22 protein-coding genes are annotated in these 23,803 nt (G+C 63.6%); 6 read left to right on the top strand and 16 right to left on the bottom strand.

All coding sequences use genetic code 11. The features are described 5' to 3' along the window. The first annotated feature begins 71 nt into the window (after positions 1 to 71). Positions 72 to 674: a nucleoside deaminase gene (locus tag KPL76_RS07820; RefSeq protein WP_216331991.1), complete on the top strand. Its 603-nt coding sequence runs from the start codon at positions 72 to 74 to the stop codon at positions 672 to 674. Between the two features lie 26 nt (positions 675 to 700). On the opposite strand, the gene KPL76_RS07815 is transcribed toward KPL76_RS07820, so the two are convergent. Beyond that, positions 701 to 3,205 (bottom strand): HAD-IC family P-type ATPase, encoded by a 2,505-nt coding sequence (locus tag KPL76_RS07815; protein ID WP_253201946.1) that lies wholly within the window; start codon positions 3,203 to 3,205, stop codon positions 701 to 703. Between the two features lie 180 nt (positions 3,206 to 3,385). Beyond that, positions 3,386 to 4,630 carry a kynureninase gene (locus tag KPL76_RS07810; RefSeq protein WP_216331986.1) on the bottom strand — a complete coding sequence of 415 codons (1,245 nt, stop codon included), beginning with the start codon at positions 4,628 to 4,630 and terminating at the stop codon, positions 3,386 to 3,388. 115 nt (positions 4,631 to 4,745) lie between these two features. Here KPL76_RS07810 and KPL76_RS07805 point away from each other — a divergent pair, with 115 nt between their 5' ends. Both KPL76_RS07805 and KPL76_RS07800 read left to right on the top strand, forming a co-directional pair. Then, entirely contained in the window at positions 4,746 to 5,141 is a 396-nt protein-coding gene (locus KPL76_RS07805; protein ID WP_216331984.1) for a hypothetical protein, read from the top strand. Between the two features lie 418 nt (positions 5,142 to 5,559). Next, the gene (locus tag KPL76_RS07800) at positions 5,560 to 6,192 is read left to right on the top strand and encodes a DUF2510 domain-containing protein (protein WP_216331982.1); all 633 of its coding nucleotides are present in this window, start codon (positions 5,560 to 5,562) and stop codon (positions 6,190 to 6,192) included. 33 nt (positions 6,193 to 6,225) lie between these two features. Here the strand turns inward: KPL76_RS07800 and cls are convergent, their stop codons facing one another. Then, a complete protein-coding gene (gene cls, locus KPL76_RS07795) occupies positions 6,226 to 7,725 on the bottom strand; it encodes a cardiolipin synthase (protein ID WP_216331973.1) in 1,500 nt (499 codons plus the stop codon). Positions 7,726 to 7,860: 135 nt separating this feature from the next. Between cls and KPL76_RS07790 the strand changes: the two genes are divergently transcribed. Beyond that, positions 7,861 to 8,715, top strand: coding sequence for a phosphatase PAP2 family protein (locus KPL76_RS07790; protein WP_216331971.1), 855 nt, complete (start codon positions 7,861 to 7,863; stop codon positions 8,713 to 8,715). On the opposite strand, the gene KPL76_RS07785 is transcribed toward KPL76_RS07790, so the two are convergent. From KPL76_RS07785 to KPL76_RS07775, 3 genes are all read right to left on the bottom strand, one after another. Further along, positions 8,679 to 9,482 carry a DUF1206 domain-containing protein gene (locus KPL76_RS07785; protein ID WP_216331956.1) on the bottom strand — a complete coding sequence of 268 codons (804 nt, stop codon included), beginning with the start codon at positions 9,480 to 9,482 and terminating at the stop codon, positions 8,679 to 8,681. The two genes, KPL76_RS07790 and KPL76_RS07785, sit on opposite strands and share 37 nt — an antisense overlap. After that, positions 9,475 to 10,584: a diacylglycerol kinase family protein gene (locus tag KPL76_RS07780; protein ID WP_216336214.1), complete on the bottom strand. Its 1,110-nt coding sequence runs from the start codon at positions 10,582 to 10,584 to the stop codon at positions 9,475 to 9,477. Before KPL76_RS07780 ends, KPL76_RS07785 begins: the two co-directional genes overlap by 8 nt. Positions 10,585 to 10,676: 92 nt before the next feature. Continuing rightward, the gene (locus KPL76_RS07775; protein WP_216331954.1) at positions 10,677 to 11,582 is read right to left on the bottom strand and encodes a phosphatase PAP2 family protein; all 906 of its coding nucleotides are present in this window, start codon (positions 11,580 to 11,582) and stop codon (positions 10,677 to 10,679) included. 93 nt (positions 11,583 to 11,675) lie between these two features. Between KPL76_RS07775 and KPL76_RS07770 the strand changes: the two genes are divergently transcribed. Further along, positions 11,676 to 12,626 carry a LysR family transcriptional regulator gene (locus KPL76_RS07770; RefSeq protein WP_253201945.1) on the top strand — a complete coding sequence of 317 codons (951 nt, stop codon included), beginning with the start codon at positions 11,676 to 11,678 and terminating at the stop codon, positions 12,624 to 12,626. 51 nt (positions 12,627 to 12,677) lie between these two features. Here KPL76_RS07770 and KPL76_RS07765 read toward each other — a convergent pair whose 3' ends face one another. Both KPL76_RS07765 and KPL76_RS07760 read right to left on the bottom strand, forming a co-directional pair. Next, positions 12,678 to 13,442: a 3-hydroxybutyrate dehydrogenase gene (locus tag KPL76_RS07765; RefSeq protein WP_216331952.1), complete on the bottom strand. Its 765-nt coding sequence runs from the start codon at positions 13,440 to 13,442 to the stop codon at positions 12,678 to 12,680. A gap of 192 nt (positions 13,443 to 13,634) precedes the next feature. Next, on the bottom strand, positions 13,635 to 13,961 hold the full coding sequence (locus KPL76_RS07760) for a hypothetical protein (RefSeq protein ID WP_216331950.1): 327 nt from the start codon (positions 13,959 to 13,961) through the stop codon (positions 13,635 to 13,637). Between the two features lie 196 nt (positions 13,962 to 14,157). Here KPL76_RS07760 and KPL76_RS07755 point away from each other — a divergent pair, with 196 nt between their 5' ends. Continuing rightward, positions 14,158 to 14,649, top strand: coding sequence for a MarR family winged helix-turn-helix transcriptional regulator (locus tag KPL76_RS07755; RefSeq protein ID WP_216331948.1), 492 nt, complete (start codon positions 14,158 to 14,160; stop codon positions 14,647 to 14,649). 71 nt (positions 14,650 to 14,720) lie between these two features. Here the strand turns inward: KPL76_RS07755 and KPL76_RS07750 are convergent, their stop codons facing one another. The 8 genes from KPL76_RS07750 to KPL76_RS07715 form a co-directional block, all read right to left on the bottom strand. After that, complete coding sequence (locus tag KPL76_RS07750) at positions 14,721 to 14,858, bottom strand: hypothetical protein (RefSeq protein WP_216331946.1); 138 nt, start codon at positions 14,856 to 14,858, stop codon at positions 14,721 to 14,723. A 453-nt stretch (positions 14,859 to 15,311) separates the two neighbouring features. Continuing rightward, positions 15,312 to 16,172: an aldehyde dehydrogenase family protein gene (locus KPL76_RS07745; RefSeq protein WP_216331945.1), complete on the bottom strand. Its 861-nt coding sequence runs from the start codon at positions 16,170 to 16,172 to the stop codon at positions 15,312 to 15,314. Next, positions 16,169 to 17,674: an aldehyde dehydrogenase family protein gene (locus KPL76_RS07740; protein WP_216331943.1), complete on the bottom strand. Its 1,506-nt coding sequence runs from the start codon at positions 17,672 to 17,674 to the stop codon at positions 16,169 to 16,171. The genes KPL76_RS07745 and KPL76_RS07740 overlap by 4 nt, the downstream gene beginning before the upstream one ends. A gap of 49 nt (positions 17,675 to 17,723) precedes the next feature. Then, positions 17,724 to 18,743: a deoxyribose-phosphate aldolase gene (gene deoC, locus KPL76_RS07735; RefSeq protein WP_216331941.1), complete on the bottom strand. Its 1,020-nt coding sequence runs from the start codon at positions 18,741 to 18,743 to the stop codon at positions 17,724 to 17,726. Between the two features lie 16 nt (positions 18,744 to 18,759). Beyond that, positions 18,760 to 19,782, bottom strand: coding sequence for an ABC transporter permease (locus KPL76_RS07730; protein ID WP_216331939.1), 1,023 nt, complete (start codon positions 19,780 to 19,782; stop codon positions 18,760 to 18,762). Further along, positions 19,779 to 21,317 carry a sugar ABC transporter ATP-binding protein gene (locus KPL76_RS07725; RefSeq protein WP_216331937.1) on the bottom strand — a complete coding sequence of 513 codons (1,539 nt, stop codon included), beginning with the start codon at positions 21,315 to 21,317 and terminating at the stop codon, positions 19,779 to 19,781. The genes KPL76_RS07730 and KPL76_RS07725 overlap by 4 nt, the downstream gene beginning before the upstream one ends. Further along, entirely contained in the window at positions 21,314 to 22,264 is a 951-nt protein-coding gene (locus KPL76_RS07720; protein WP_216331935.1) for a sugar-binding transcriptional regulator, read from the bottom strand. Before KPL76_RS07720 ends, KPL76_RS07725 begins: the two co-directional genes overlap by 4 nt. Continuing rightward, positions 22,261 to 23,802: a ribulokinase gene (locus KPL76_RS07715; protein ID WP_216331933.1), complete on the bottom strand. Its 1,542-nt coding sequence runs from the start codon at positions 23,800 to 23,802 to the stop codon at positions 22,261 to 22,263. Before KPL76_RS07715 ends, KPL76_RS07720 begins: the two co-directional genes overlap by 4 nt. Between the last annotated feature and the right edge of the window lies 1 nt (position 23,803).

Genomic DNA, 23,803 nt, shown 5'->3' with positions numbered 1-23,803 from the left:
TCCGCGCGCCGCAGCCGCATCTGCTTGCAGACTCTGACGGCAACACCGACCCCCTTGGAGGAGCCCCCACCATGAAGACCTCGTTCGCTCTGGAACTGCCCGCATGGCTCGTCTCCGAGCTCCCAGAGCTCCCGCACGTTGTGCAGACTCCCGAGCAACGCATGGCGCTGGTGAATACTCTCGCCGACCGCAACTTCCGTGAAGGAAACGGTGGCCCGTTCGCCGCGATCGTCGTCGATCATGTCAGCGGTGAGCTGATTTCCGTGGGTGTGAACGTCGTGCTCGCCTCTGCCCTGTCATCGGCACACGCTGAGGTGATGGCACTGAGCCTCGCTCAGGTCGCCCTCGGTTCGTGGGACCTCGGTGCACGCGATGACCGCTCCGGGGTACACCGTAACCTCGAGCTCGTGGTCAATTGGCGCCCCTGCGCCATGTGCTACGGGGCGACCATGTGGTCGGGCGTCAGGCACCTCGTGGTCGCTGGCTCTGGCCCCGAACTCGAGGCTCTCACCGGCTTCGACGAGGGCCCGGTGCGTGACGATTGGGCAGAGCAGTTCGAAAGCCGGGGTATCTCGGTGACCCAGGATGTTGGCAGGGAAGAGGCCCTGGCGGTCTTCCGTTCCTACGGCGAGGCCGATGCTCTCGTGTACAACGCCCGCGGCAGCGCGAGCTGACCTGAAGTCGATGTCGGGGCCGACTGTCACCGACCCCAGCGGGCATGCGCACGCACCCGCGCAAGGATCTCGAGAGCAACGAGGCCCCCAGCCGAAGCGACCACGGTTGCCGTGAGCAGGTCGCCCTGCGGCACCGTCAGCTCGAAGAAGTCCCGGGCGAGCGGAACGGTGAAGAGCAGAACAGTGCCGACGATCATGGCAGCGATGATGGCGACCCGTACCCTGTCGAACGGGCGCGATGCCACACCGAGAATTCCGAGCCCGAGCACGGCCAGCGTGAGAACAGAGGCGCTTCGCGCTTCGATGGGCAGCGCGACGCTGGCGCCGAATCGAGCGGTCAGATTCACGGCGAACACCGCCATCGTGACGATCACCCCGGCCGGCACCGCGAAAGAGAGCGAGCGCCGGAGGAAGCCCGCGGAGTACCTGCGGGAGTTCGGCATCAGCGCGAGAAAGAACGACGGCAGACCGATGGTCAGTCCGTCGAGCGCCGAGAGCTGCCGGGGCAGGAACGGAAAGCCCCAGAGCAGCAGGCCGAAGACCACCGAGATGAGCGCGGCATAGGCCGCTTTCGAGAGATACAGCATCGAGACCCGCTCGACGTTGGCGATGACCCTCCGCCCTTCGGCGACGACGCCAGGCAGCGACGAGAAGCGCCCGTCGAGCAGCACCAGCCGCGCGACGGCCTTCGTCGCCGGGGCAGCAGAACCCATCGCGATTCCCAGGTCGGCCTGCTTCAGAGCGAGCGCGTCGTTCACTCCGTCTCCTGTCATCGCCACCGTATGACCGTGACTCTGCAGGGCCCTCACCATCGTCTCTTTCTGACGCGGTGTCACGCGCCCGAAGACACGCTGCACCTCCAGGAGGTCAGCCAGTTCGGCCAGGTCATCGGGCAGGTCTCGTGCGTCGAATCCCTCGCCGGCATCGAACCCGACCCGCCTCGCGACGGCGGCGACGGTCCGGGGGTCGTCACCCGAGATGATCCGAAGGGAGATCCCCTCGGTCCGGAAATACCGGAGAGTGCTTGCTGCATCTGCACGCACCTTCTCGCGAAAGGTGAGAAGCGCCACCGGAGCGAGTGCTGCTGGAAGCACCGTCACGCCCTCGTTCGCGGCATCCGCAGCCAGCAGCACTGGCGAGTGCGCGAAGACGAGCGTCCGCAGCCCCGAAGAGGCGAGTGTGGATGCCCGGGCCAGCGCGTCACGGACGTCGCCCGAACGCGGCGAATCACCGTGCACTTCATCGAACACGATCTCCGGTGCTCCCAGTACCCATGTGCCCGCGAGACCAGACTGCGCGCCCGCCGCTCCCGATGCGAAAGAGACGGCACTCCACTTCGACACCGAGTCGAACGGCACGGCGGCAACGGGCACCTGGTTCTCACCACCTGCAGCAGCGCCCCCGAACACGCCCTTCATGCTCTGTGCCGTCTCGTTCGCATTGGGCTCTGTCGCCATCCAGCCCAGTGCGCTCTTCCACGCCTCGTCCTGCGCAGGCATCGGGCTGCCAACCCCTGGGCCCTCCTCCACCGCACCATGACCGAGCACGAGCACGTCGTCGAAGTCGATACTCCCCTCCGTCAGGGTGCCCGTCTTGTCGAGGCACAGCACATCGACCCTGGCGAGACCCTCGACCGACGCGAGTTCCTGGATGAGCACATTCTGGCGTGCCAGTCGCACCCCTCCCACAGCGAACGCCACACTCGTCATCAGCACCAGGCCGAGCGGCACGATCGCGATCACACTCGCCACGGCCCCCACCGCGCCAAGCCGCCAGCTCCCGGTGTCGAGAGCAACCCTCCACCCACCCAGGGTCTGCATCTGTCCGTTGATCACCACCAGCATGATCGGCGCGAGCGCGATCGCGATCCAGCGCAGCACCCGGTTCGTCGCGGCACGGATCTCGGAGTGCACAAGCGAGAACCTCTTCGCCTCGGCCGTGAGCCCGCTGGCGAACGATGCGGAGCCGACGGCCGTCGCCCTGGCGAAGGCATTGCCCGCGACGACACTTGACCCAGAGAGCAGCGTATCGCCCGGCCGCCGCTCGACGGCCAGCGATTCGCCGGTGAGCAGGGATTCGTCGACCTGCAGTCCCTCGGCGGCCAGGACGACTGCGTCTGCAGAGACCTGGTCGCCGGTTCGCAGCACAAGCACGTCGTCCAGCACCACCCGGGCCGACGGAATACTCAGGGTCTCTCCCGCGCGCAGGACCCTCACGTCAGGCGCTGTGAGAATGGCCAGGGCATCCAGCAGCCGTTTCGCCTTGTACTCCTGCACCACGCCGATGATCGCGTTGGTGACGGCGGTCACACCGAAGAGCGCGTCCTTCCACTGCCCGAGGGCGAGCAGCAGAATGAAGCTCGTCGCCACGATCGCATTGAACAGCGTGAACACGTTCGCGCGAAAGATCTGCCAGAAACTGCGGCTCGAATTGTGCGCGACGGCGTTCGTGAGGCCGGCATTCTGGCGATCCGCCACCTCAGTGGGGCCGAGCCCGCTGCCGACCACGTCGTCACCCACTCGTGCGCCCACAGTCTTCTCCACCGATCTCAGGGGTCACGCGTGGGCAGCTTCGGCCTCCGTCGCGGTTCCGTCAACCATGACATAGTGTCGGGCGGAACGGGCACGCCGTGCATCGACCCCGATGTACGCACGGCAGATTCTCATCGTCAGGCACGCCCTGCGAGTGGTCAGGGCCTAAAGTCCCATGGTTCAGAGCGTGGCCAGTATCTCGCGGATTCGGTGCATTCCAACGGAGACCTCTTCGAAACTCGTGCTCAGTGGAGACAACCCGATTCGAAGCCCGTCAGGGTTTCTGAAATCGGGGATGATTCCTTCAACCCACGCTGCTCCGATGACGTCGCGGAACCGTTCGTGGCGAATCATGACATGGCTGCCGCGCTCAGCCGCGGAGCGAGGGGTCGCGATCGACGCTCCCTCAGGTACCAGCAACTCCTCTGCGAGAGAGATGACGAACTCCGTCAAAGCGATCGATTTGTTCCGGATGGCCGGCAGGCCCGCCTCCTCGATGAGGTCCAGCATGTCGCACATGGGCATCATCGCCAGCACTGGTGGCGTACCACTGATGAATCTGCGCATGCCGTGCGCAGGTTCGAATTCCTCGCGCATGCCGAAGACATCCTGGGCGCCCATCCACCCCCAGATGGGCTGCTCGAGTTGGTGCTGCAGGCGTTTCGCCACGTAGCCGAACGCAGGGGAGCCCGGGCCGCCGTTCAAGTACTTGTATGTGCATCCCACCGCGAGATCGACGCCCCAGTGATCGAGTTCGGTTGGAACCACACCCGCTGAATGGCAGAGATCCCAGAGAACCAGGGCCCCAGCGCTGTGCACTTCTTCGGTGATCGCCTGCATGTCTGCCAAGAACGCCGAGCGATACGAGACGTGGCTGAGAAGAACGAGGGCTGTTCGCTCAGAAACAACAGCGGCGACGTGATCCCTCGTCACTCCGCTGTCACGGTCAACCGAGATCCAGCGGATGGTGAGGCCGCATTCCCGCGCAATCCCCTCCACGAGGAATCGATCCGTCGGAAAGTTGTCGTCGTCAAGAACGATCTCCGTGCGGGTGGGTCGAGCCCCCACGGCGGCTCTGATCAGTTTGTAGAGCATCACGGTCGTGGAGTCGGCGATGACGGTCTGCCCCTCGCCAGCGCCCAGCACGAGTGCCCCCAGCCGATCACCCAGCGTCAGGGGCCGTTCGAACCATTCCTCATCCCACGATCTGATCAATCTGCTGCCCCAGTCCTGCTCGATGAAGTGAGTCAGACGCGGAGACGTCACGCGGAGTGGCCGGCCGAGCGAATTCCCGTCGAGATACGACGTCACCTCGGGACTCTCCACGAAGCGACTGGTCAACGAAGCCAGCGGGTCTGCACGATCGAGCGCGCCTGCGTTCGACCGAGGCACGGAGGAGGCGTTGGCCGTAGTTTCAGCATTCATTCGGCCAGTTTGCCGCACGAATCAGCGTTGGGCGAGCCGCTGCTAGACTCGCGGCGATATCGCTGTTCATCTTCGCGGTATCGCTCGATCGACACCACCGACAGTTGAGGCAGCTGTGGCCACATTCAGAATCCTGCTGATCCGCATCGCCGTCTCACTGGGCTCTGCCTGCATCGGGCTCATCGTCGCAGCGCTGCTCATCACCGAAGTGACGCTGACCTGGGAAGGGTTCCTTGTCACGGTGATCGTGTTCACGGTGGCTCAGAGCCTGATCGTCCCTCCTGTTCTGAAGGCCACGACCCGCAACGCGCCCGCCTTCATCGGGGGGATCGGCATCGTCGCCACCCTCGTCTCCCTGCTCATTGCGGCCGTCATCGCCAACGGCATCCGCATCTCGGGAATCCGGGCGTGGATTCTCTGCACCCTTGTCATGTGGCTCGTCACCGCCGTCGGCAGCTTCCTGCTTGCCAGATACCTGAAGAACCAGAGGCGCCCCGCAGCCCGTCGGTGACTCCGGATCGCACCCACCCGTGTCCCCCGTTTTGCGGACTGCGAGTCTGCGCCTCCCGGCCTAGCCTGAATGAAGCGGCTGAACGCGAGCACCACGGTCATCCCTGCATCATCGACCCTGCATCGTGAACCCGGAGTCGCAGACCGGGCACCACAGACCCCACATCACAGACCCCGCACCACAGACCCGAGAGCACTCCTCCCATCGACGAGCCAGACAGCGAGCCTCCCCGCTACCTCCCCCAGGTGATCACCATCACTGTTCTGGTGCTCATCGGCATCGCGGTCTTCTGGGTGATCTCGCACCAGTGACGAATGCGAGCGTGAGCGTTGCGTGCGCGGCCGAACGGCCCGTGACGAGTACGCTCTTGACCAGCCCGCACCCGACATGTACGCATGAGCAAGCCTGAGAGGCACGAATGTCTGAACCCCTGATTCCTGAACCTCGCAACACACCCGCTGTCGGCCCGGGCTGGTACCCCTCGCCGACGGGCACTGCCGAGTTGCGCTGGTGGGACGGCTACCAGTGGACGGAACACGCGATGGCCAGCGCACCCGTCAGCCAGATCGGGCCTGCCACGCCGGTGTACAACGCCTTCATCTGGCTCATGGTGCTGGTTCCGCTGATCGACACGGTGGCCCTCGCGCTGCTCAATTTCGGCTCACTGATGACCGACAGCATGCGGGCGTCGCTCTACAACCCGGGCGCGAGCCGTTACTCGTCGACGTCGATGATGTACACCCCCGGTTACATCGCGGTGCAGCTCCTCGGCTTCGCTATCTATGCCATCATTGTGGTGCTTGCCTACCTGGACTGGAAGCGCCTCGGTACGCTCGGGTTCCCCCGCCGTTTCCACTGGGCGTGGGGCTTCCTCTCGGTGGTCTACGTGATCGGGCGTTCTGTCGTGGTCAGGCAGCAGACCGGCCGTGGACTCGCCGTCATCTGGGTCTACATCGGCGTGTTCGTGATCCAGCTGCTCGTGGTCGGTCTCCAGGTCGCGAGTGCGATCGGCTCGATGAACCAGATCATCCAGCAGTACTCTCGCACCTGAGAAGTGCGCCAGGCAGTCTGTGCTGCGCCGTCTTCACTGAACGGCGGCGGTGAGCCTCGACACGTTGTCGAGCAATTGCGACCGCACCGGGCGTTGCAGCCAGTCTTCGAGCAGCAGTTCGCGTGAATGCAGCAGGTAGTCCTCTTCGACTTTGCGCAACGCGTCGACAAAACGGCGCCCACGCACGAGCAGGGAGACCTCGAAATTGAGACTGAATGAGCGCATGTCCATGTTGCTCGATCCGATCACGGCAACCTCGTCATCGATCGTGAAGTGCTTCGCGTGCAGAACAACGGGCTTTTCGTAGAGGAAGATTCGAACCCCTGCGCGCAGAAGAGCTTCATAGTATGAACGCTGTGCGTGATAGACAACTGCCTGGTCGGCGACCTCGCAGGCGAAGAGGTGCACGTCGACACCCCGCTCCGCGGCCGTCGTGATTGCGTAGAGCATCGAATCGTCGGGCACGAAGTAGGGGCTCACGATGACCAGCCGCTGCTGGGCCGCGTACAGCAGTGCATTGAACAACCGGAGGTTGTTCTCGCCTTCGAACCCGGGGCCGCTCGGTACGATCTGGCAGTCGAGCGTGTCTGACGATTCGACGACACGGATCGACTCGGTCTCGCGGGTCAGAAGTTCGTCGGTCTCGCTGTACCAATCGGTGATGAAGATCGCATTCACACCGGCTACCGTCGGGCCCTCTATTTTGACCATGAGGTCTTTCCAACGCAGGCCCTGCCGGATGTTGCTGCGCTTGTTGTACGAGGGGTCGACCATGTTCTGCGAACCCATGAAACCGACGAGACCGTCGATCACGAGAACCTTGCGGTGGTTGCGCAGGTCTGGTCGACGCCACGAACTCCGGAACGGATAGAAGGGCAGCATCTCCCAGAAGTCGATGTCGTTCGCTCGCAGCCATCGACGGGTGGCCCGGCCTTTGGGGCTCCGGATGGTCGAGATGTGGTCGTACAGGACCCTGACCGTGACTCCCCTCTTCTGGGCGGCAAGCAACGCATCGAAGAAGGGCATCGTCGTCGCGTCGCGGCTGAGGATGTAGAACTCGACGTGTACGTATTTCTCGGCAGCTTCGACTGCTGCCGTCATCGCCGCAATCGACTCGGTGTAGTCCGGCAGGAGTTTGACATCGTTGCCACCGACCAGCGGCATGGCGCCGAGGGTCCGGTTCAGTTCGACGACTGAACTGAACCACTCCGGCCAGGTCTCGTTCTTCGAGACGAGGTCGAGCCCCTCTGTCGTCTCCAGAATGAAGTTGTTGATCTCCTGCTGCTTGTCGCGACGGGCTTTGGGCAACTTCGTGGTTCCGAACAGGCTGAAGAAGAGCGTCCCGGGTATCGGCGCCACGAAGATCGCCATCAGCCACGCCATGGCTGCCGTGGGTCGCCGGTTTCGTGGCACCACAATGACGGCACCGATGCGGATGACGATCTCGGCGATGAGAACAACGATCGGCACGACCTTGAACAGCTTGTGCCGGCTCAGACGAGCCAGTCCTTCTTTCACGCTCTTGCGCCCCATCGTCGAATCCTGCTGCCAACGGACATTGCCACCCCGCGGAGATCGTTACCCCATTGAGCCTGCCATACCTTAGCCGTCACCCGGCCCGAAATCGAGGCCCCGCCACGGAATCACACCGTGTACTAGCGTCGTCGCATGCCTGGTTCTGCCCTCCGTTCCTTCCACGAGAGATTCATCGTCGAGACCCGGCCCGTTGCCGCCTCGGTCAAGCGAAACCTCTACATCATCTCTGCTGTGCTCGTCGCGGCCGGTCTGGTGTTCTTCTTCGTGATCCTCTCCAGCGTGCTTCAGAAAGACGATCTCTCGAGCATCGACGCACCGATCGAGAGCTGGATCGACGCCCGCCGCGCAGACTGGCTCACGGCAGTCATGATCGGCATAGCCGTGGTGTTCGGCCCGATTGCACTGCCGATCATCATCCTGGTCGTCACGGTGAGCTGGGGCATCTTTGCCCGGCACATCTGGCGCCCGCTCCTGCTCGCCCTCGGCACCCTGACCGGAGTGATCGTTGTGCAGATCATCACCCGGCTTGTCGGCAGGGAACGCCCACCCACCTCGCTCATGCTCTTCGGCACCGACACGACGTTCTCGTTCCCCTCCGGCCACGTTCTCGGTGCGTGCGACTTTCTGCTCCTGCTGACGTACCTGGTCTTCTCTCGGAAGAAGAACCCGCGGGTGACCGTGACAGCATTCGCTGTCGCGGCCCTGCTCATCTTCGCGGCGGCCGCGTGCCGGGTCTATCTGGGATACCACTGGGCGACGGACGCACTCGCTTCGATGTCACTGTCGCTGGTCATCCTCGGGCTCATCATCGCGCTCGACACGTATCGCACTGTGCGTGTCGTGCCACCGGCAGTGACGGTCGACGCAACCCGTACGGTCGACGCAACCGGTACGGTCGACTCGTCCGGTACGGTGGGGCCGGTGGCCGCGGCGAACCAGGAGACCTCAGGTCACAGGCGGGCGCGCAACGCTCGCACCCCGCAGTAGACGCCGTACGCGATCAGGCCCGCACCCACGATCCAGAGCAGTGCCATGCCCAGCGGCAGGGTGGCCAGGGTTCGCAAGGCACCATCGATGCCCGTCGCCTTGCCCGGGTCGACGGCGAATGCAGCTACGGCGAAGAGCACGCCGACGAGAACCAGCACCACACCCTTGGCCACATAGCCGAGAACGCCGACGAACACGGTTGCGGTGCCGGCCGGGCCAGCGGGAACCGAGATGTCATCGGTGAACTTCTTCGTGACGCCTTTGACCACGAAATAGACGCCGATGGCAGCGATGGCGACGCCGATGACGACAGCCAGTATCTGCCCACCCGGAGTCGACAGGAGCCCTGCACTGGCCTGGCTTGCGCTCGATGCAGAATTCGACGTGCCACCCTGCGCGAAGGTCAGGGCCGTTCCGGCAACGGCAAGGTAGACCAGCCCCTTGGCGACCTCCTTCACGATGTGCGAAACCCGTTTCTTCGGGTCGGGAGCCCGAAAGAGGAACGCACCGAGGATGAGCCACAGACCGAGGGCCGCGAGACCGACGACGACGACCCAGAGCACGAAGGCGCCGCCCGGAGCGCTCGCCAACTGGGTGAGAGCACCCGACTGGTCGGCTTCACCACTTCCCGTGCCCACCGCAATGCCGATGGCGATCAACCCGATCAGAGCGTGCAGCAGGCCGTTCACGGCAAAGCCCAACCGGGCCAGGCCACGGAGAATGGGGCTGTTCGACGCCGTACGTGCGGCGGCTTTCGCGTCAGGCATGCGCGTCCTCCTTCGTGCCGGCATCACTGGCACCGGCATCGCTGGCACCGGCTTCACTCGCACCGGCATCGCTCGCACCGGCATCACCGGCACCGACGTCGTCACCCGTGCTGTCAGCCGCGACCTCGGCCGGAATGCGCACGACCAGCGAACCGGCATCGACCCACGTCTTGAAAGCCACGGCCTCGCCGAAGGCATCACCGTCGAGCTCGATGTGCTCCGCACGACTGAATCGGGCGGTGACCGACTCTCCCTTGTCATACTCCATCGCCCGAACCTCCTTCACCTCACCCATGAGCTTTCTGCCCATCGCCGTACGCCGGATGATCCCGTTCTCCCACGCGACCCTCGCCCAGATCTGCACCCAGCCGAAGAAACCCTTCGGCCGGAGCATCACGATGTCGAACACCCCGTCGTCGACCGCCGCGTCAGGCAGCAGCAGCATGTTCGCCGGCAGCGAGCCGCAGTTGCCGATGATGAGCGTGTGGGCACGAAGAGCGCGGGTCGGATGATCGCCGAGCCGATACCGGAAACGGAGTTCGTCTTTGTCTCTCAGCGCCAGTGTGATCGCCTGCACGTAGGCGAGCCAGCCCACTCGCTTCTTGAGTTCGGAGTTCGTATTGGCGATCATCTTGGCGTCGATACCGAGCCCGGCCATCACCAGGAACGCGTGCCTGTCGCGCGTCGAATCCGCCCGCTCGATGTCGATGACACCCAGGTCGATTGAACGGTTCGCACCCGTGAAGGCTGTCTCCAGCGAATGGGTCATATCGTCGAGGGTGAGTGCGAGATTGCGCGCGAGCAGGTTTCCGGTGCCGGAGGGCAGCAGCGCGAGGGGGATCCCAGTGCCTCGAAGGCTCTCCGCCACCGCTCGGACCGTTCCGTCCCCGCCTGCCGCGATGACGACGTCGACCTTCTTTTCGACGGCCGTCCTCGTGATCTGTTCTCCGGGGTCGTCTTCGCTCGTCTCGAGCCAGAGCGTGGGGCCCCAGTTGTTCGCCGCCTCCTGCGTCTGAAGCGCTGCGCGGAGCTCCTCGAGGTCAACCTTGATGGGGTTGTAGACGATGGCGGCCGTCTTCTGCTGGAGACGGGCCGCATTCATTGCGACCACATCATCCGTGACCGTCTCATTGGTGGCCGTCCCCTCTTCGACAGTTTCATCTGTGGCGGCGTGCCTGGGCTCTTTCGAGGGCGTCATGTCGTGTGCTCCAGATCGTCGGGTGGTTCGTGCGCAGGCCGCTGACGTTCGGGCTGCTGATGTTCGGGCTGCTGTTGTTCAGACGGCTTTCTTCGGGTCGTGAGGTAGAGCCGGTGAGCGGTGATCACGATGGCGAGCCAAGCGGCCCCGAGCATCCAGCCGGCGAGCACATCGGTGAACCAGTGGTGCCCGAGGTAGACGCGGCTGAGACCGATCGTGAGGGCGAAGAGCGCGGCGACAGCGATGGTGATCACCCGCGCGCGCGGTGTCTTCTGGCGCAGGACCAGGAGGTACGCGATGATTCCCGCGATGACGACCGCATTGAGAGTGTGCCCGCTCGGGAACGACGGCGAGTATTCGTACGGTGGCACAGCGTCGGCCAGTGGCGGCCTGTCGCGGCCGATCAGGTCCTTGCCGGCGATGGTCATGAGGAGGGAGCCGGTTCCGGCAGCCGCAATGAGTATCACCGGCGTCCACGACCGCCGCCTCAGTGCCAGGATCACGATGGCCCCCACGGCGATGATCGGCATCCCGATGGGCCCGGCGATGTCGGTGTAGGCGGTGACGATGAAGTCGAACCATGGCGAACGCGCTGACATCATGACATTCAGCAGAGGCTTGTCGAGCCCGGCGACGCCGTCGGAATCGGTGACGGCGTCGTAGACCTGAGCGGCTGCGGCACTCAGCAGAACCACGATGGCCATGCCGAAGACCAGCGTGAGGATGAGCGCACCGTGCGGACCGAGCCTGGCCGACAGCCGGCGGGTCAGCCGGGCGAGAAAGCGCCCGATCGGGCTGTACCAGTGCGTGAGGTCTCGCGAGCCCACGTATCGATCGTGGTTCAGCTCTCCCCTGACACCCGCGTCTTTCGGGCTCGCCGGTGTCACGGGAGGAAGTTCCATATTCCGATAGTAGGCAGCGGGCGCCAGATCGGGCGGGGGCTTGCGCGCCATTGCCTCGCTCGGTAGATGACTCTAGACTGCATACTTGCAGATATGAACGAATCCTCCCGCCCGGCACTGTCGCCGGATGCAGACGACCTGCTGATTCTCCTGGCGGTTTCGCGCACGGGCCGCTTCTTGACGGCGGCAGAGAGCCTCGGCATCAACCACACCACCGTCTCGCGGCGGATCACCTCGCTCGAGCACGCCCTCGGCGGCCGGGTGCTCGCCCGGTCGGCTGGCGGATGGGAACTCACCGCCCTGGGCGAGAAGGCCGTCGGGGCAGCCGAAGCCGTCGAGGCGGCCGTGAGCGAACTCACAGCGCCGCCCGACGAACCCCGGCAGCTCAGCGGTGTGGTGAGACTGTCTGCAACCGACGGGTTCAGCGCGTACATCGCCGCTCCTGCGGTCGCTGCGCTGCGGCGCGAGCATCCGAATCTCAGCGTCGAAATCGTCACCGCGACCAGGCGGGCGCTGCAGCACCGATCTGGTCTCGACATCGAAGTGGTGGTCGGCGAGCCCCAGGTTCACCGCACAGAGGCCTTCGAGCTGGGTCACTACTCCCTCGGCATGTACGCCTCCCGTGCGTACCTCAGCGAACACGCCACTCCAACGTCACTGCCCGAGTTGATGACGCACCCGCTGGTGTACTTCATCGACTCGATCCTGCAGGTCGATGACCTCGATGCGCCGCGCCGGCTCGTGCCGACCATGGTCGACGGGGTCACGTCGACGAACGTCTTCGTGCACGTCGAGGCGACTCGTGCGGGTGCCGGCATGGGCTTCCTGCCGTGCTTCATGGCCGACCAGCACTCAGACCTGGTCCGCGTTCTGCCGGAGCTGGTCGGCGAACGGCTGGCGTACTGGATGGTTCTCCGCACCGAGGCGCTCCGGCAACCGGCCATCGCTGCGGTGGCGTCAGCACTGCGCTCGCGGATGATCGAGTTCAGCGACGCCCTCGAAGGGCGCCCCGGCAGCCGGATGATCGGCAGCCCCTACAGCTGACGCCCTGCTTGCCGCAGCCTGCGACGCCTCGGGCGGAATACGAGCGTCCGCTCAGCGGGCCGACCAGCCACCGTCCATCGTGTAGCTCGCACCGGTCACCATTGCGGACTCCTCAGATGCGAGCCAACCGACGAGCGACGCGACCTCAGAAGGTTCCACGAGCCTCTTGATGGCACTCTCCGTGAGCATGATGCGGCTGAGCACCTCCGACTCGGGGATTCCGTGCACCTCCGCCTGCTCGGCCAGCTGCTTCTCGACGAGGGGAGTCCGCACATAGCCGGGGCTGACACAGTTGCTCGTGACACCCTTGGGGCCACCCTCGAGCGCCGTCACCTTCGACAGCCCCTCGAGCCCGTGTTTCGCCGACACGTAGGCACTCTTGAACGGGGATGCGCGCAATCCGTGAACAGACGACACGTTGATGATGCGACCCCATTCACGCTCGTACATGCACGGCAGAACACGGCGGATGAGAAGGAAGGGCACTTCGAGCATGAGGGTCACGATCATCCTGAAGTCGCCGGGGGCGAAGTCTTCGATCGGCGCCAGGCGCTGTACACCGGCGTTGTTCACCAGGATGTCAATGGGCGGCAGGGCGCGGGCGAGGGCGTCGTCGGAGACCTGTTCGGGGTCGAGGAGGTCGACCTCCCACGCGGTGCCCCCGATGTCTGCCGCCACCCGCCGGGCAGCGTCGCCGTCACGGTCAGCCACGATGACCTGCGCACCCCGCGAGGAGAGGGTATGGGCAACTGCCTCCCCGATTCCACTTGCGCCGCCTGTGACCAGCGCTGTCTTGCGTTCGAGAGAGTTCGTCATGGTTCAGGAGTATCACTGCACTGGAATGCGGATCAATCACCGAACACGCACCCGCGCTGTGCAGATTTGCAGAAACTCGGATCTAGGGATTTCGCACACAAAGACGGCCACGGGCATCCGGAACAGTCGGCCTGTGCCCGAATGCGGTCAGCGTGGGCCTCTCGGCACGCAAAGGCACCCGCCGCTGGCCCGTCAGAACTGGAAGTCGTCGTACTCGAACAGGTCGGAGCCCAACTCGGCTTCCCCTGTATTCGAGAGTGCAAACGGCTGTGCCGAAGAGTGCGCGAGGGGCGGTTGCCACAATTCGTCGATCTGCAGGACCGCGTCGAACTCTTCGAACTTGATGGACGAGCTGGGCGTGATCAGCAGAGCGACGCGCAATTTTGACGTGTTCAGAACGTCGACGAAACCTCCACCCATGCGGGATGCTTCGGCGAATACGGCCTTCAGGCCCACCACGTCTCTGCCCTCGGGAAGGAAATACCGTTCGTTGTTCACCGTCAACCGGTACGTGCTCATCAGTACTCTTTTCACTCGTGGGACCAGAGGAGAGTGCCCACGCACCGCCCATTAGTATGGGTAAGTATCTCAGAGAGTGAGTAGTTTGAACTCTGGCTGTTTTGGGGATTGACACACTTCACCAGCCCGGTAGCCTGATGCAGCCACCAGCCAGACGCGCTCTGGGATCGATATGAGAATCAGCAGGGAGAATCGGATGTTCGGGCAGACGGGGCCGATTCAGGCCGTCGAGGGCTTGCCAGCCGCTACCCTCGTACTCCTCCGCGCGCTCGACAAGACGAGAAACCGCTTCGCGACCGAACGCGAGCTCACCCTGTCGGAACTCCGCGTGCTGTCGCGCATTGCCGAAGCACGCCAGGCCTCGCCGAAGATGCTAGCCGGCTCGATGAATCTGACGACCGGTGCCGTGACAGCGATCTCAGATCGACTTGTCGAGCGCGACCTGATCCTCCGGGTCGCCCACCCGAGCGATCGGCGAGCCATCTTCCTCGAACTCACCCCAGCGGGCGAGGCCGTCATGGCCGGCGTCTACGACGACTACCGGGGCGCGATCACGACTGTCGCCGACACGATGACCGAAGGAGAGACAGAACTCCTCGAGAGCCTCCTGTTGCGGCTCGCGACATCTCTCGGATACCCGCTGGAAGATGGCCTCGCCGGGGCACAGACAGCCGTTCCCACGGCCTGACGACCACTTGGTTGATGGCTGAAGCGACGTGGGATGGCGGATTGCTCATCCGGCAAGGGATGAGGGCTGCGTCAGGCCGGCTCTGGCACGGCCCAGTCGAGGTCGTTCGACGCAGCCTCGTATCCAGGGTCGCTGGCCGACGAGTGGGCCGTTATGGCATGGACGGTGGGACTGAGCAGGCCATCGGTTGCCCCGGTGGATTCCGACATGTGATCAACCAGCTCAGGCACGTGAACTGACAGCACGGTCTCGTACCCGGTTGCCCCAACACCTGGGCGGGAAGGCTTTGGCACACGATTGGGCCGCCTCGGCGGTTGGCTACTCCGCTCTGCCACATTGCTGAGTGACTCGGGCGCAGGATCACTTGGCTCGGGAACGCCCTGAACCGGCCTGACACCGTCTCGGGCACCAACAGCCCGCGACACGGCAATCACGAGACCGGCGACGATACACCCACCGACGAGTGCCGCGAGTGTCGAATTCAGGTTCCTGGTCACTTTGCTCCCTCAGACGTGGCACGTGTGTGCGGCTCCGGTATCGATCTGACGATCAACACCTGTCACCGGGGTCTGGGGAAACAGTACGAAAAACGTACCACCGCGATGTCGGTCACGAAAGACCGCGAGCTGTGACTCTGCGGCGAACGGCGTGACGAACGCGTGTCAGATCAGGCTCTTGGTATGCCAGACGGTCTTGGTTTCGGTGAGCGCGGTAATCCGGCCGAGAGTCGGGTAGCCAGCATCGAGCCCGGTCTCAGGAAGCAGCACACGTTTGAGCGTCTCGGCAGCAGCAATCTGGAGATCCACCCAATCCAATGCTGACGCTCCACAAAGGTCGAGTGCATTGACGTCGGCGTGCGAGGCGAGCCAGGAGGCAATGTCTTTCGGCGACCCGGTGAGGATATTGAGAACTCCTCCTGGCACGTCGCTCGTAGCGAGCACCTCGGCGAAGCTGATCGCCGACAGCGGGAACTGCTCACTCGCGAGAACAACAACCGTGTTCCCGCTCACCAGGGCGGGGGCGACGACACTCACGAGACCGAGCAGAGACGAATCCTGCGGCGCCACGATCGCGACGACGCCGGTGGGCTCTGGCACGGACAGGTTGAAGTAGGGTCCCGAAACGGGATTCGCATTACCGGCAACCTGAACGTACTTGTCACACCAGCCGGCATACCAGACCCATCGGTCGATTGCCTCGTCGACCTGGGCCCCGGCGACGTCCGCTGTCACGGACTCGGCCTGAACGATCTCATCGACGAACTGGGCGCGGCGACCCTCGAGTACTTCGGCAATGCGGTAGAGCACCTGACCACGATTGTAGGCAGTCGTTCCCGACCATCCGGAGACCGCAGCTCGGGCAGCCACGACCGCGTCCCTCGCGTCTTTTCGGGATGCTTTGGCGGCGTTGGCGAGAAAGGCTCCGGATGCGCTCAGAACCTCATACGTGTAGCCGGACTCGCTACGAGGAAATTTACCTCCGATGAACAGTTTGTACGTCTTGGGAACAGCGAGATGCGTCATTTCGAAACCCTCTTTCGTCGGGATGCGGGTACGGCCGATGTAGGTGTGGCCGACGCCAGAACCGGTGCTGCCGGGCTCAGGTACGCGGCCAGGCCCTGTTTTCCACCCTCACGGCCATAACCTGACTCCTTGTAGCCACCGAACGGGCTGGCCGGGTCGAACTTGTTGAACGTGTTCGCCCAGATGACGCCTGCGCGCAGTTTGTCGGCGACGGCCAGAATGCGACTTCCCTTGTCGCTCCAGATTCCCGCTGAGAGCCCATAGGGAGTGTTATTGGCCTTGGCGATCGCCTCGGCGGGTGTGCGGAAGGTGAGCACCGACAGCACAGGGCCGAAGATCTCCTCCCGGGCGATCCGGTGGCTCGTCGAGACGTTCGTGAAGATCGTCGGCGCGAACCAGAACCCGTTCTGCGGTAGTTCACACGGTGGGCTCCAGCGTTCAGCCCCTTCCGCCTCTCCCGCAGCCGAGAGCGCCTCGATACGAGCAAGCTGCGCTGCGCTGTTGATGGCGCCGACATCGGTGTTCTTGTCGAGGGGATCCCCCACCCGAAGTGTCGCCATGCGAGCCTTCAAGCGTTCGACCACCTCGTCGTGCACGTTCTCCTGCACGAGCAACCTCGAGCCGGCGCAGCACACCTGGCCTTGGTTGAAGAAGATTCCATTCACGATGCCCTCGACAGCCTCGTCGATCGGTGCGTCGTCGAACACAATGTTGGCCGCCTTGCCACCCAGTTCAAGGGTGACCTTCTTGTTCGTGCCTGCCAGCGACCGTGCAATCTCGCGCCCGACGGCGGTCGATCCCGTGAACGCGACCTTGTTCACACCGGGGTGGTTCACGAGCGCGCGACCGGTTGCCCCGTCGCCGGTCACGATGTTGACGACGCCTGCGGGGAGGTCGGCCTGCTGGAGAATCTCGGCGAAGAGTAACGCCGTCAGCGACGTCGTCTCGGCCGGCTTGATCACCACGGTGTTTCCGGCGGCAAGAGCCGGCGCGATCTTCCAGGCAAGCATCAACAAGGGGAAGTTCCAGGGGATGACCTGAGCTGCAACTCCGAGCGACGAGGGGTTTGCGCCAAGGCCAGCATGGTCGAGCTTGTCGGCCCACCCTGCGTAGTAGAAGAACCACGCAGCAACGAGAGGCACGTCGACATCACGGCTCTCCTTGATGGGTTTGCCGTTGTCGAGGGTCTCGGCCACGGCGAGTTCGCGGGCCCGCTCCTGCACAAGGCGGGCGATGCGGAACAGGTACTTCCCGCGGTCGCGCCCCGACATCGTCGACCACACGGTGTCATATGCCAATCGCGCAGCGAGCACGGCTGAGTCGACATCGGCGTCATCAGCTGACGAGATCATGGCTATGGTCTGTTCGGTAGCCGGAGAGATCGTCGCAAAAGCAGTGCCTCTGCCGTCGACGAACTCCCCGTTGATGAAGAGGCCGTAGTTGGCCTTCAGATTCAGCAATCCCGTCGACTCCGGGGCCGGAGCGTATTCAAGAAAAGTCACAATAGTCCTTCAGTGTTTGATGCGGTGTTCGACTGGACATGGCGTTCGTCTAATCGACTGTGACGTAGTCGGGGCCCGAGTAGTGCCCCGTGGTCAGCTTCTGGCGCTGAAGCAGAACGTCGTTCAGCAGGCTCGACGCACCGAACCGGAACAGGTGCGGCTGCAGCCACTCCTCCCCCACCGTCTCTGCCACCGTCACGAGGTACTTGATGGCATCTTTCGACGACCGGATGCCACCGGCAGGCTTCACGCCGATCTTCTGGCCGGTCACCCGATGCCAGTCGCGAACAGCCTCGAGCATGAGAAGGGTCACGGGCAGGGTCGCGGCGGGGGCGACCTTTCCTGTCGATGTCTTGATGAAGTCACCACCGGCAAGCATGGCCAGCCAGGATGCCCGGCGAACGTTGTCGTAGGTGTTCAGTTCGCCCGTCTCGAGAATGACCTTCAGGTGCGCAGACGTTCCATCCTGGCGGCGGCAGGCCTCTTTCACAGCGACGATCTCGTCGAAGACCTGGCCGTACCGGCCAGAGAGAAAAGCGCCGCGATCGATGACCATGTCGATCTCGTCGGCACCGGCCCTCACTGCATCTGCGGTGTCGGCGAGTTTGACCGCGCGCGAAGCCCGGCCGCTCGGGAACGCGGTCGCGACGGCCGCCACGCTCACGCCGCCGTGGTCCGGGTCGCCGTGTGCCGAACCGAGGGCGGCAACCGCGTCACCGACCATGTCGCCATAGACGCACACCGCCGCCACACGTGGAGTGCTCACATCGCTTGCATCGGGCACCAGCGCCTTGGCGACGAGAGACCTGACCTTGCCCGGTGTATCGGCACCCTCGAGGGTGGTCAGGTCGATCAACCGGATGATCGTGTCGAGGGCCCACGCTTTTGATGTGGTCTTGATGGAGCGGGTGCCGAGCGACGCTGCTCGTTGTTCCAGACCGACAGCGTCAACGCCCGGAATGCCTTCGAGGTAGCGGCGGAGGTTCGTATCGGTTGCTTCCCCACCGACAAGGTCTCTGATGCCTTGGACGGCACCTGGGGTGTCGATCACGGGCTGTTCGATAGTCATGATGTCTCTTTCTCAGTCAGGAAATCGTGCGCGCACGCGAGTCGATGAACTTGTTCAGAATCAATGCCAACAGAAGAATGATGCCGGTGGCAACCATCTGGAAGAACGAACCTATGCCCATGAGATTGAAGAGGTTCTTCAAAACGCTGAGCAGCAGAACGGCGATGAAGGTGCCACTGATTCCTCCTCGACCACCGAAGAGGCTCGCCCCACCCAGCACGACCGCTGCGATACCGTCGAGCTCTGCGCCAGTGAACGCTGTCGGCTGGGCTATCGTGAGACGGCTGGTGAGGAGGATTCCGGCGATCGCTGCTGTGAGTCCTGAGATTCCGAATACAGCCATCTGAACCCATTTTACCGGCACCCCCGAGAGCCGGGCGGCCTCCTCGTTGCTCCCTACTGCGTAGATGTACTCACCGAACGTGGTGAACCTCAGGACAGCGGCGGCGACCAGGGCGACGGCGATGAAGATCAATCCGGTGATCGGGAAGAACCCGATGTAGCCTCCGCCGATGACGGTGAAGGCCTCCGGGAGGTTCTGACCGACGGGCTTGCCGTCGGTGGTGAGAAAAGCAGCGCCCCGGATTGCCGTGAGGCCAGCAAGTGTGACGATGAAGGCAGGGAGCCTGATCCAGGCGACGACGTACCCCATCCCGAGTCCGACGACAATGCCGGTCCCCATCGCCAGAAGGATCGCGAGCGGTATCGGAACCGCGCCATCGAGAGCGATCGCAACGACCATTCCGCTGAGGGCTGCTGTACTGCCCACCGAAAGGTCAATTCCCGAGGTCAGGATGACCAGGGTCATGCCGATGGCGATGATGCCCGTCAGGCTCGACTGCTGAAGGAGGTTGGATACGTTTCGAATGGTGAGGAAGTCGGGCGAAAGAATCGAGGCGACGACGACCAGCACAACGAAGACGATCAGCAGATTACCCTTGACGAGCCAGCTCGACCCTCGACGCTTCCAAAGGGAATTCTCGGGCCTGGCCGGCTCTCCGGCCTGGCTCACGGTGTCTGGATTCTTGAGGATTGTCATGAGGTCTTCCCGCTGATGATGGCGTGCGTGATGGTTTCTTCGGAATGAGTTCTGGGGTCGAATTCGGCGACTTTGCGGCCTTCGTGCAGAACGATGATGCGGTCGGCATTGGCCATGAGCTCGGAGAGCTCACTGCTGGCAACGATGACCGCAGCACCCTGGTCGGCAAGTGTTCGAACTTGCCTGTAGAGATCGGCTTTGGCTCCGATGTCGAGTCCCCTGGTCGGTTCGTCGAGCAGCAGCACCCGGATGCCCCTGGTCAACCATTTCGCGAGGACGACCTTCTGCTGGTTGCCACCGCTGAGCTGTCCGACTGCCTGGTTGACGCTGGCGTACTTCACCCCGAGGCGTTTCAGCACGGGAGCGGAGAGCGCCTTGCCTCTGCGATGCGGGAACAGCCACGGTGCGTTATCGATCGAGGAGACGGATGCGTTTCGTGCGATCGAGAGCCCCAACATGAGGCCTTCGGTCTTGCGCGATTCGGGCACGAGTCCGAACCCGGCTGCCGTCGCGTCGCGAACTGAGCGGATTCGGAGGGGTCTGCCGTCGAGACTGATGCTGTTGGTCGACTTTGTTGCGCCGAAAACGGCCGACAGATAGGTGGTTCGACCCGCACCGCCGAGTCCTGCGAGACCGACGATCTCGCCGGGCAGAACGGAGACGTTGTCGACATCTATGACGCCCTTTATGCCCACGTGATGGATGTCGAGCAGCGGCACTCCCGTCGGTCGCGGCCTGTCGGTCACATCGGTGAGTTCGTGCTTCTTGTCACCGATCATGTCGGCGATCCACTGGTCCGGAGTGCTCAAGGCGACAACGTGCTCTGCGACGTTCGCCCCGTCGCGCAATACCGTGACCCTGTCACCGATGTCGCGCACCTCATCGAGGCGATGCGAAATGTAGACGACCGAACGGCCTTCTTCGACAAGGCCACGGATGACGCGGTGCACCTTCTCGACATCGGCGTCGCCGAGCGTCGCGGTCGGTTCGTCCATCACGATCAGACGGGCATCGGCAGTGAGTGCCCGGGCGATCGCCGTGAGTTGCTGGTCTGCGATCGGCAGGGTGCCGACCACCGCGTCGGGAGAGAACGTGGCTCCGACGCGCTCGAGAACGCGCCGGGCATCCATCTTTCGCTGCCGCCTGCGCACGAGCCCCGCAACACTCGGAGAATGCCCGAGGTAGAGATTCTGAGCCACGGTCAGATCGGGAAATAGGTCGAGTTCCTGATAGATGACGGCGATCCCAGCCGCTATGCCGTCGAGCGGGGTAGCGAATGAGACCTCGACCCCGTCTATCTCAATCGTTCCGCTGTCTGGTTGGTACGAACCCGACAGGATCTTCATCAGCGTGGACTTGCCTGCGCCGTTCTCGCCGAGTAAGCGGTGAACTTCGCCCGGACTCACCTCGAGTCGAGTATCGCGGCAGGCGTGGGTGCCGGGAAACGACTTGTTGATGCTGCGCATGCGCAGTCGAAGAGCCGGCAGGCTGTTGGCCTGGCTCTCGGTGGTTACCAGAGGGGCGTCGACATTCATCGTTGAGACTCCAAGAGGTAGGTGGCTGTGTTCTGATCAGTGACCAGGACCGTGCAGAGGCCGTTCGAGACGACCGTGCGGCAGATCTCGTGTTTCGACTCGCCTGCAATGACGGCGATGGCACTGTTCGAAGCCCGCAGCGCGTCGATCGAAAGGCCGAGCGTTCGTTCGTTCAGCGAGTGATCGATGATGTTTCCGTCTGCATCGATGAACCTGCCGATCACATCGGCTACGGCGCCTTTTGAGATGAGAGCAGTGACATCGGCCGAGCTGAGGTATCCGCTCTCCACGAGCACGGATTTGGTATCAACCGCGCCTGCGCTGAAGAGGTACGTCGACGCGGAGGCAGCTGCATCCAGCACGGCGCGAACGGTTCGATCGTTTTCGATGGCGCGCTTCGTCGCTGCCTCTTGCAGTATCGCGGGAGACGGCAAGAGGGTCGCAGAACCGCCACCCTTCTGGGCGATGGAGACGGCAGTGTTCGCCGCAGAGCTCGCTCGCTTGTTGAGACTGACACCACCATTGATCTGAATGACGCTCACGCCTCGAGCCCAGCCCTCGGGCAGGCTCATTGCCACGTCGTGCATCGTGCGACCCCAGCTGACACCCAAGGTGCGCGGCGCTGGGCGGAGTGAGGTCAGGTACGCTGCTGCGCCGCTGGCTACCCGCGCACGAAGTTCGGGTTCGTCATCGGAGTCGGAACTCGGCACGACGACAGCGTCGATGAGGCCGAACCGCGCTCGGAGTTCGCGTTCCAGAGGAAGTTTGCGCGCACGAGGGTGCACGATCTCGATGCGAATGAAACCTTCCTGCTTGGCCTGGTTGAGCAGCCGGCCGACCTTCCACCGGGTCAGGTGCAGAAGGGCACCGATTTCGTCTTGCGTCTTGTCGTCTTCGTAATAGAGCTCAGCGGCTTTCACCGCAAGCAACTCGTCGTCGGCGTTCATGACAGCCCGGGCTCCGTGGCGACAGTGGCCGAATGACCGGTTGAGAGTTTGTGGAGGGAGTGATGGATTCCCGTCGTCGCCGTTGTCGCCTCACGGTACAAGGAATAGGCCTGGTCGAGGATCTCGTGCTTGACCACGTCGGGCTCGACGACGACACTGCTGGGACTGAACACGCGCGCGGCCTCCTCGAGCGTTGCGGCATCGCCGTTTGCCGTGGCGGCGATCGCCGCGCACGCAAGGAGGGTGAGATTCTCACCAGCGACGAGGTTGATCGGTCGCCCGAGAACATCGGCTGTGGTCTGCAGCCACAGTGCATTGTGCCGGATTCCTCCAGTGATGAAGACGTCTGAATCGTCCACTCCGGCATCGACGAATGAGTCGAGAACTTGACGAGTGCCATAGGCCACCGATTCAACGGTGGCCAGATATAGCTGCGCCGGGGTCGTTCCGAGGCTCGCACCGAGAATCGCCCCGCGCAACAGCGGGTCACGCAGCGGAGTCCGGTTGCCCATGAAGTTGTCGAGCACGAGCAGACCATGCGTTACGGCGTCGAGACTGCTTGCGTCTGAGATCAGAGCCTGAACACGCTCGCGCCCGAAGCCCAGTACCCGTTCAGCCAGCCACGTCAATGATGACCCGGCCGAGACCTGACCGCCCTCGACGAGCCACTTGCCGGAACTGAGCGCGTTAGGGTACGGGCCCCAGATCGAGGAGGAGAAGACCGGGTCGGTCAACTCCGCGATGAACGCGTTCGAGGTTCCTGCGACGATCGACACCGGGTGGGAGCTGAGACCTTGAAGAGGGATCAGTGACAGGTGGGCGTCAATACCGCCGATGCCGACGACCGGCCGGTTGGACAGGCCGAACTTCGCCGAGGCCTCGTCCGTGAGCCTGCCTGCAACACGTCCGACAGCCCTGATGTCCTTCGGGAGCTTGGTGCCGAGATCGGGTACGCCGAGCGTCTCGTAGAGGTCATGGGGCAGATCCGATTCGCGAGAGTCGTAGTTCCATTTGCAGGTCGCATTCAGGCGGGAGCCCAGCCATTCCCCCGTGAGCTTCCAGGTGAGGTAGTCCACTGATTCTCCGATGTAGCGCGAGTCCGCGTACACATCGGGTTCGTTCTCGGCAACCCACATGGCCTTGGGCACGAGCCACTCCGACGAGTCCGAGCCGCCTGAGAACTTCAGAGCCGGATGATCGACCTCCGCCGTTCTGCGGGACTGTTCGCTCGCACGAGCATCCATCCAGAGAAGCGCGGGGCGAAGCGAATGCCCCTGCGAGTCGAGAAAGACCACAGAAGACGAGGTCGTCGCGATACTGACCGCATCGACAACGGTCACCCCCGCTTGCGACAACGCCTGACGCGCGGCATCGGCAGCGCTGTTCCACCAGTCGAGGGGGTCCTGTTCTGCCCACCCCGATCGTGGAAACGTCGTCATATACGTCGAGCTGCCATCGCCGACCCGTCGCCCTTCGCTTGTGAAGACGGCACAACGGGCGCTTTCGGTGCCGATGTCGATTGCAAGGTAGTGGGGCATG

The sequence above is a fragment of the Subtercola sp. PAMC28395 genome (assembly GCF_018889995.1).
GTDB lineage: Bacteria > Actinomycetota > Actinomycetes > Actinomycetales > Microbacteriaceae > Subtercola.
The sequence above is the reverse complement of the archived record's forward strand: the minus strand, read 5'-3'. Positions and strand labels throughout refer to the sequence as shown.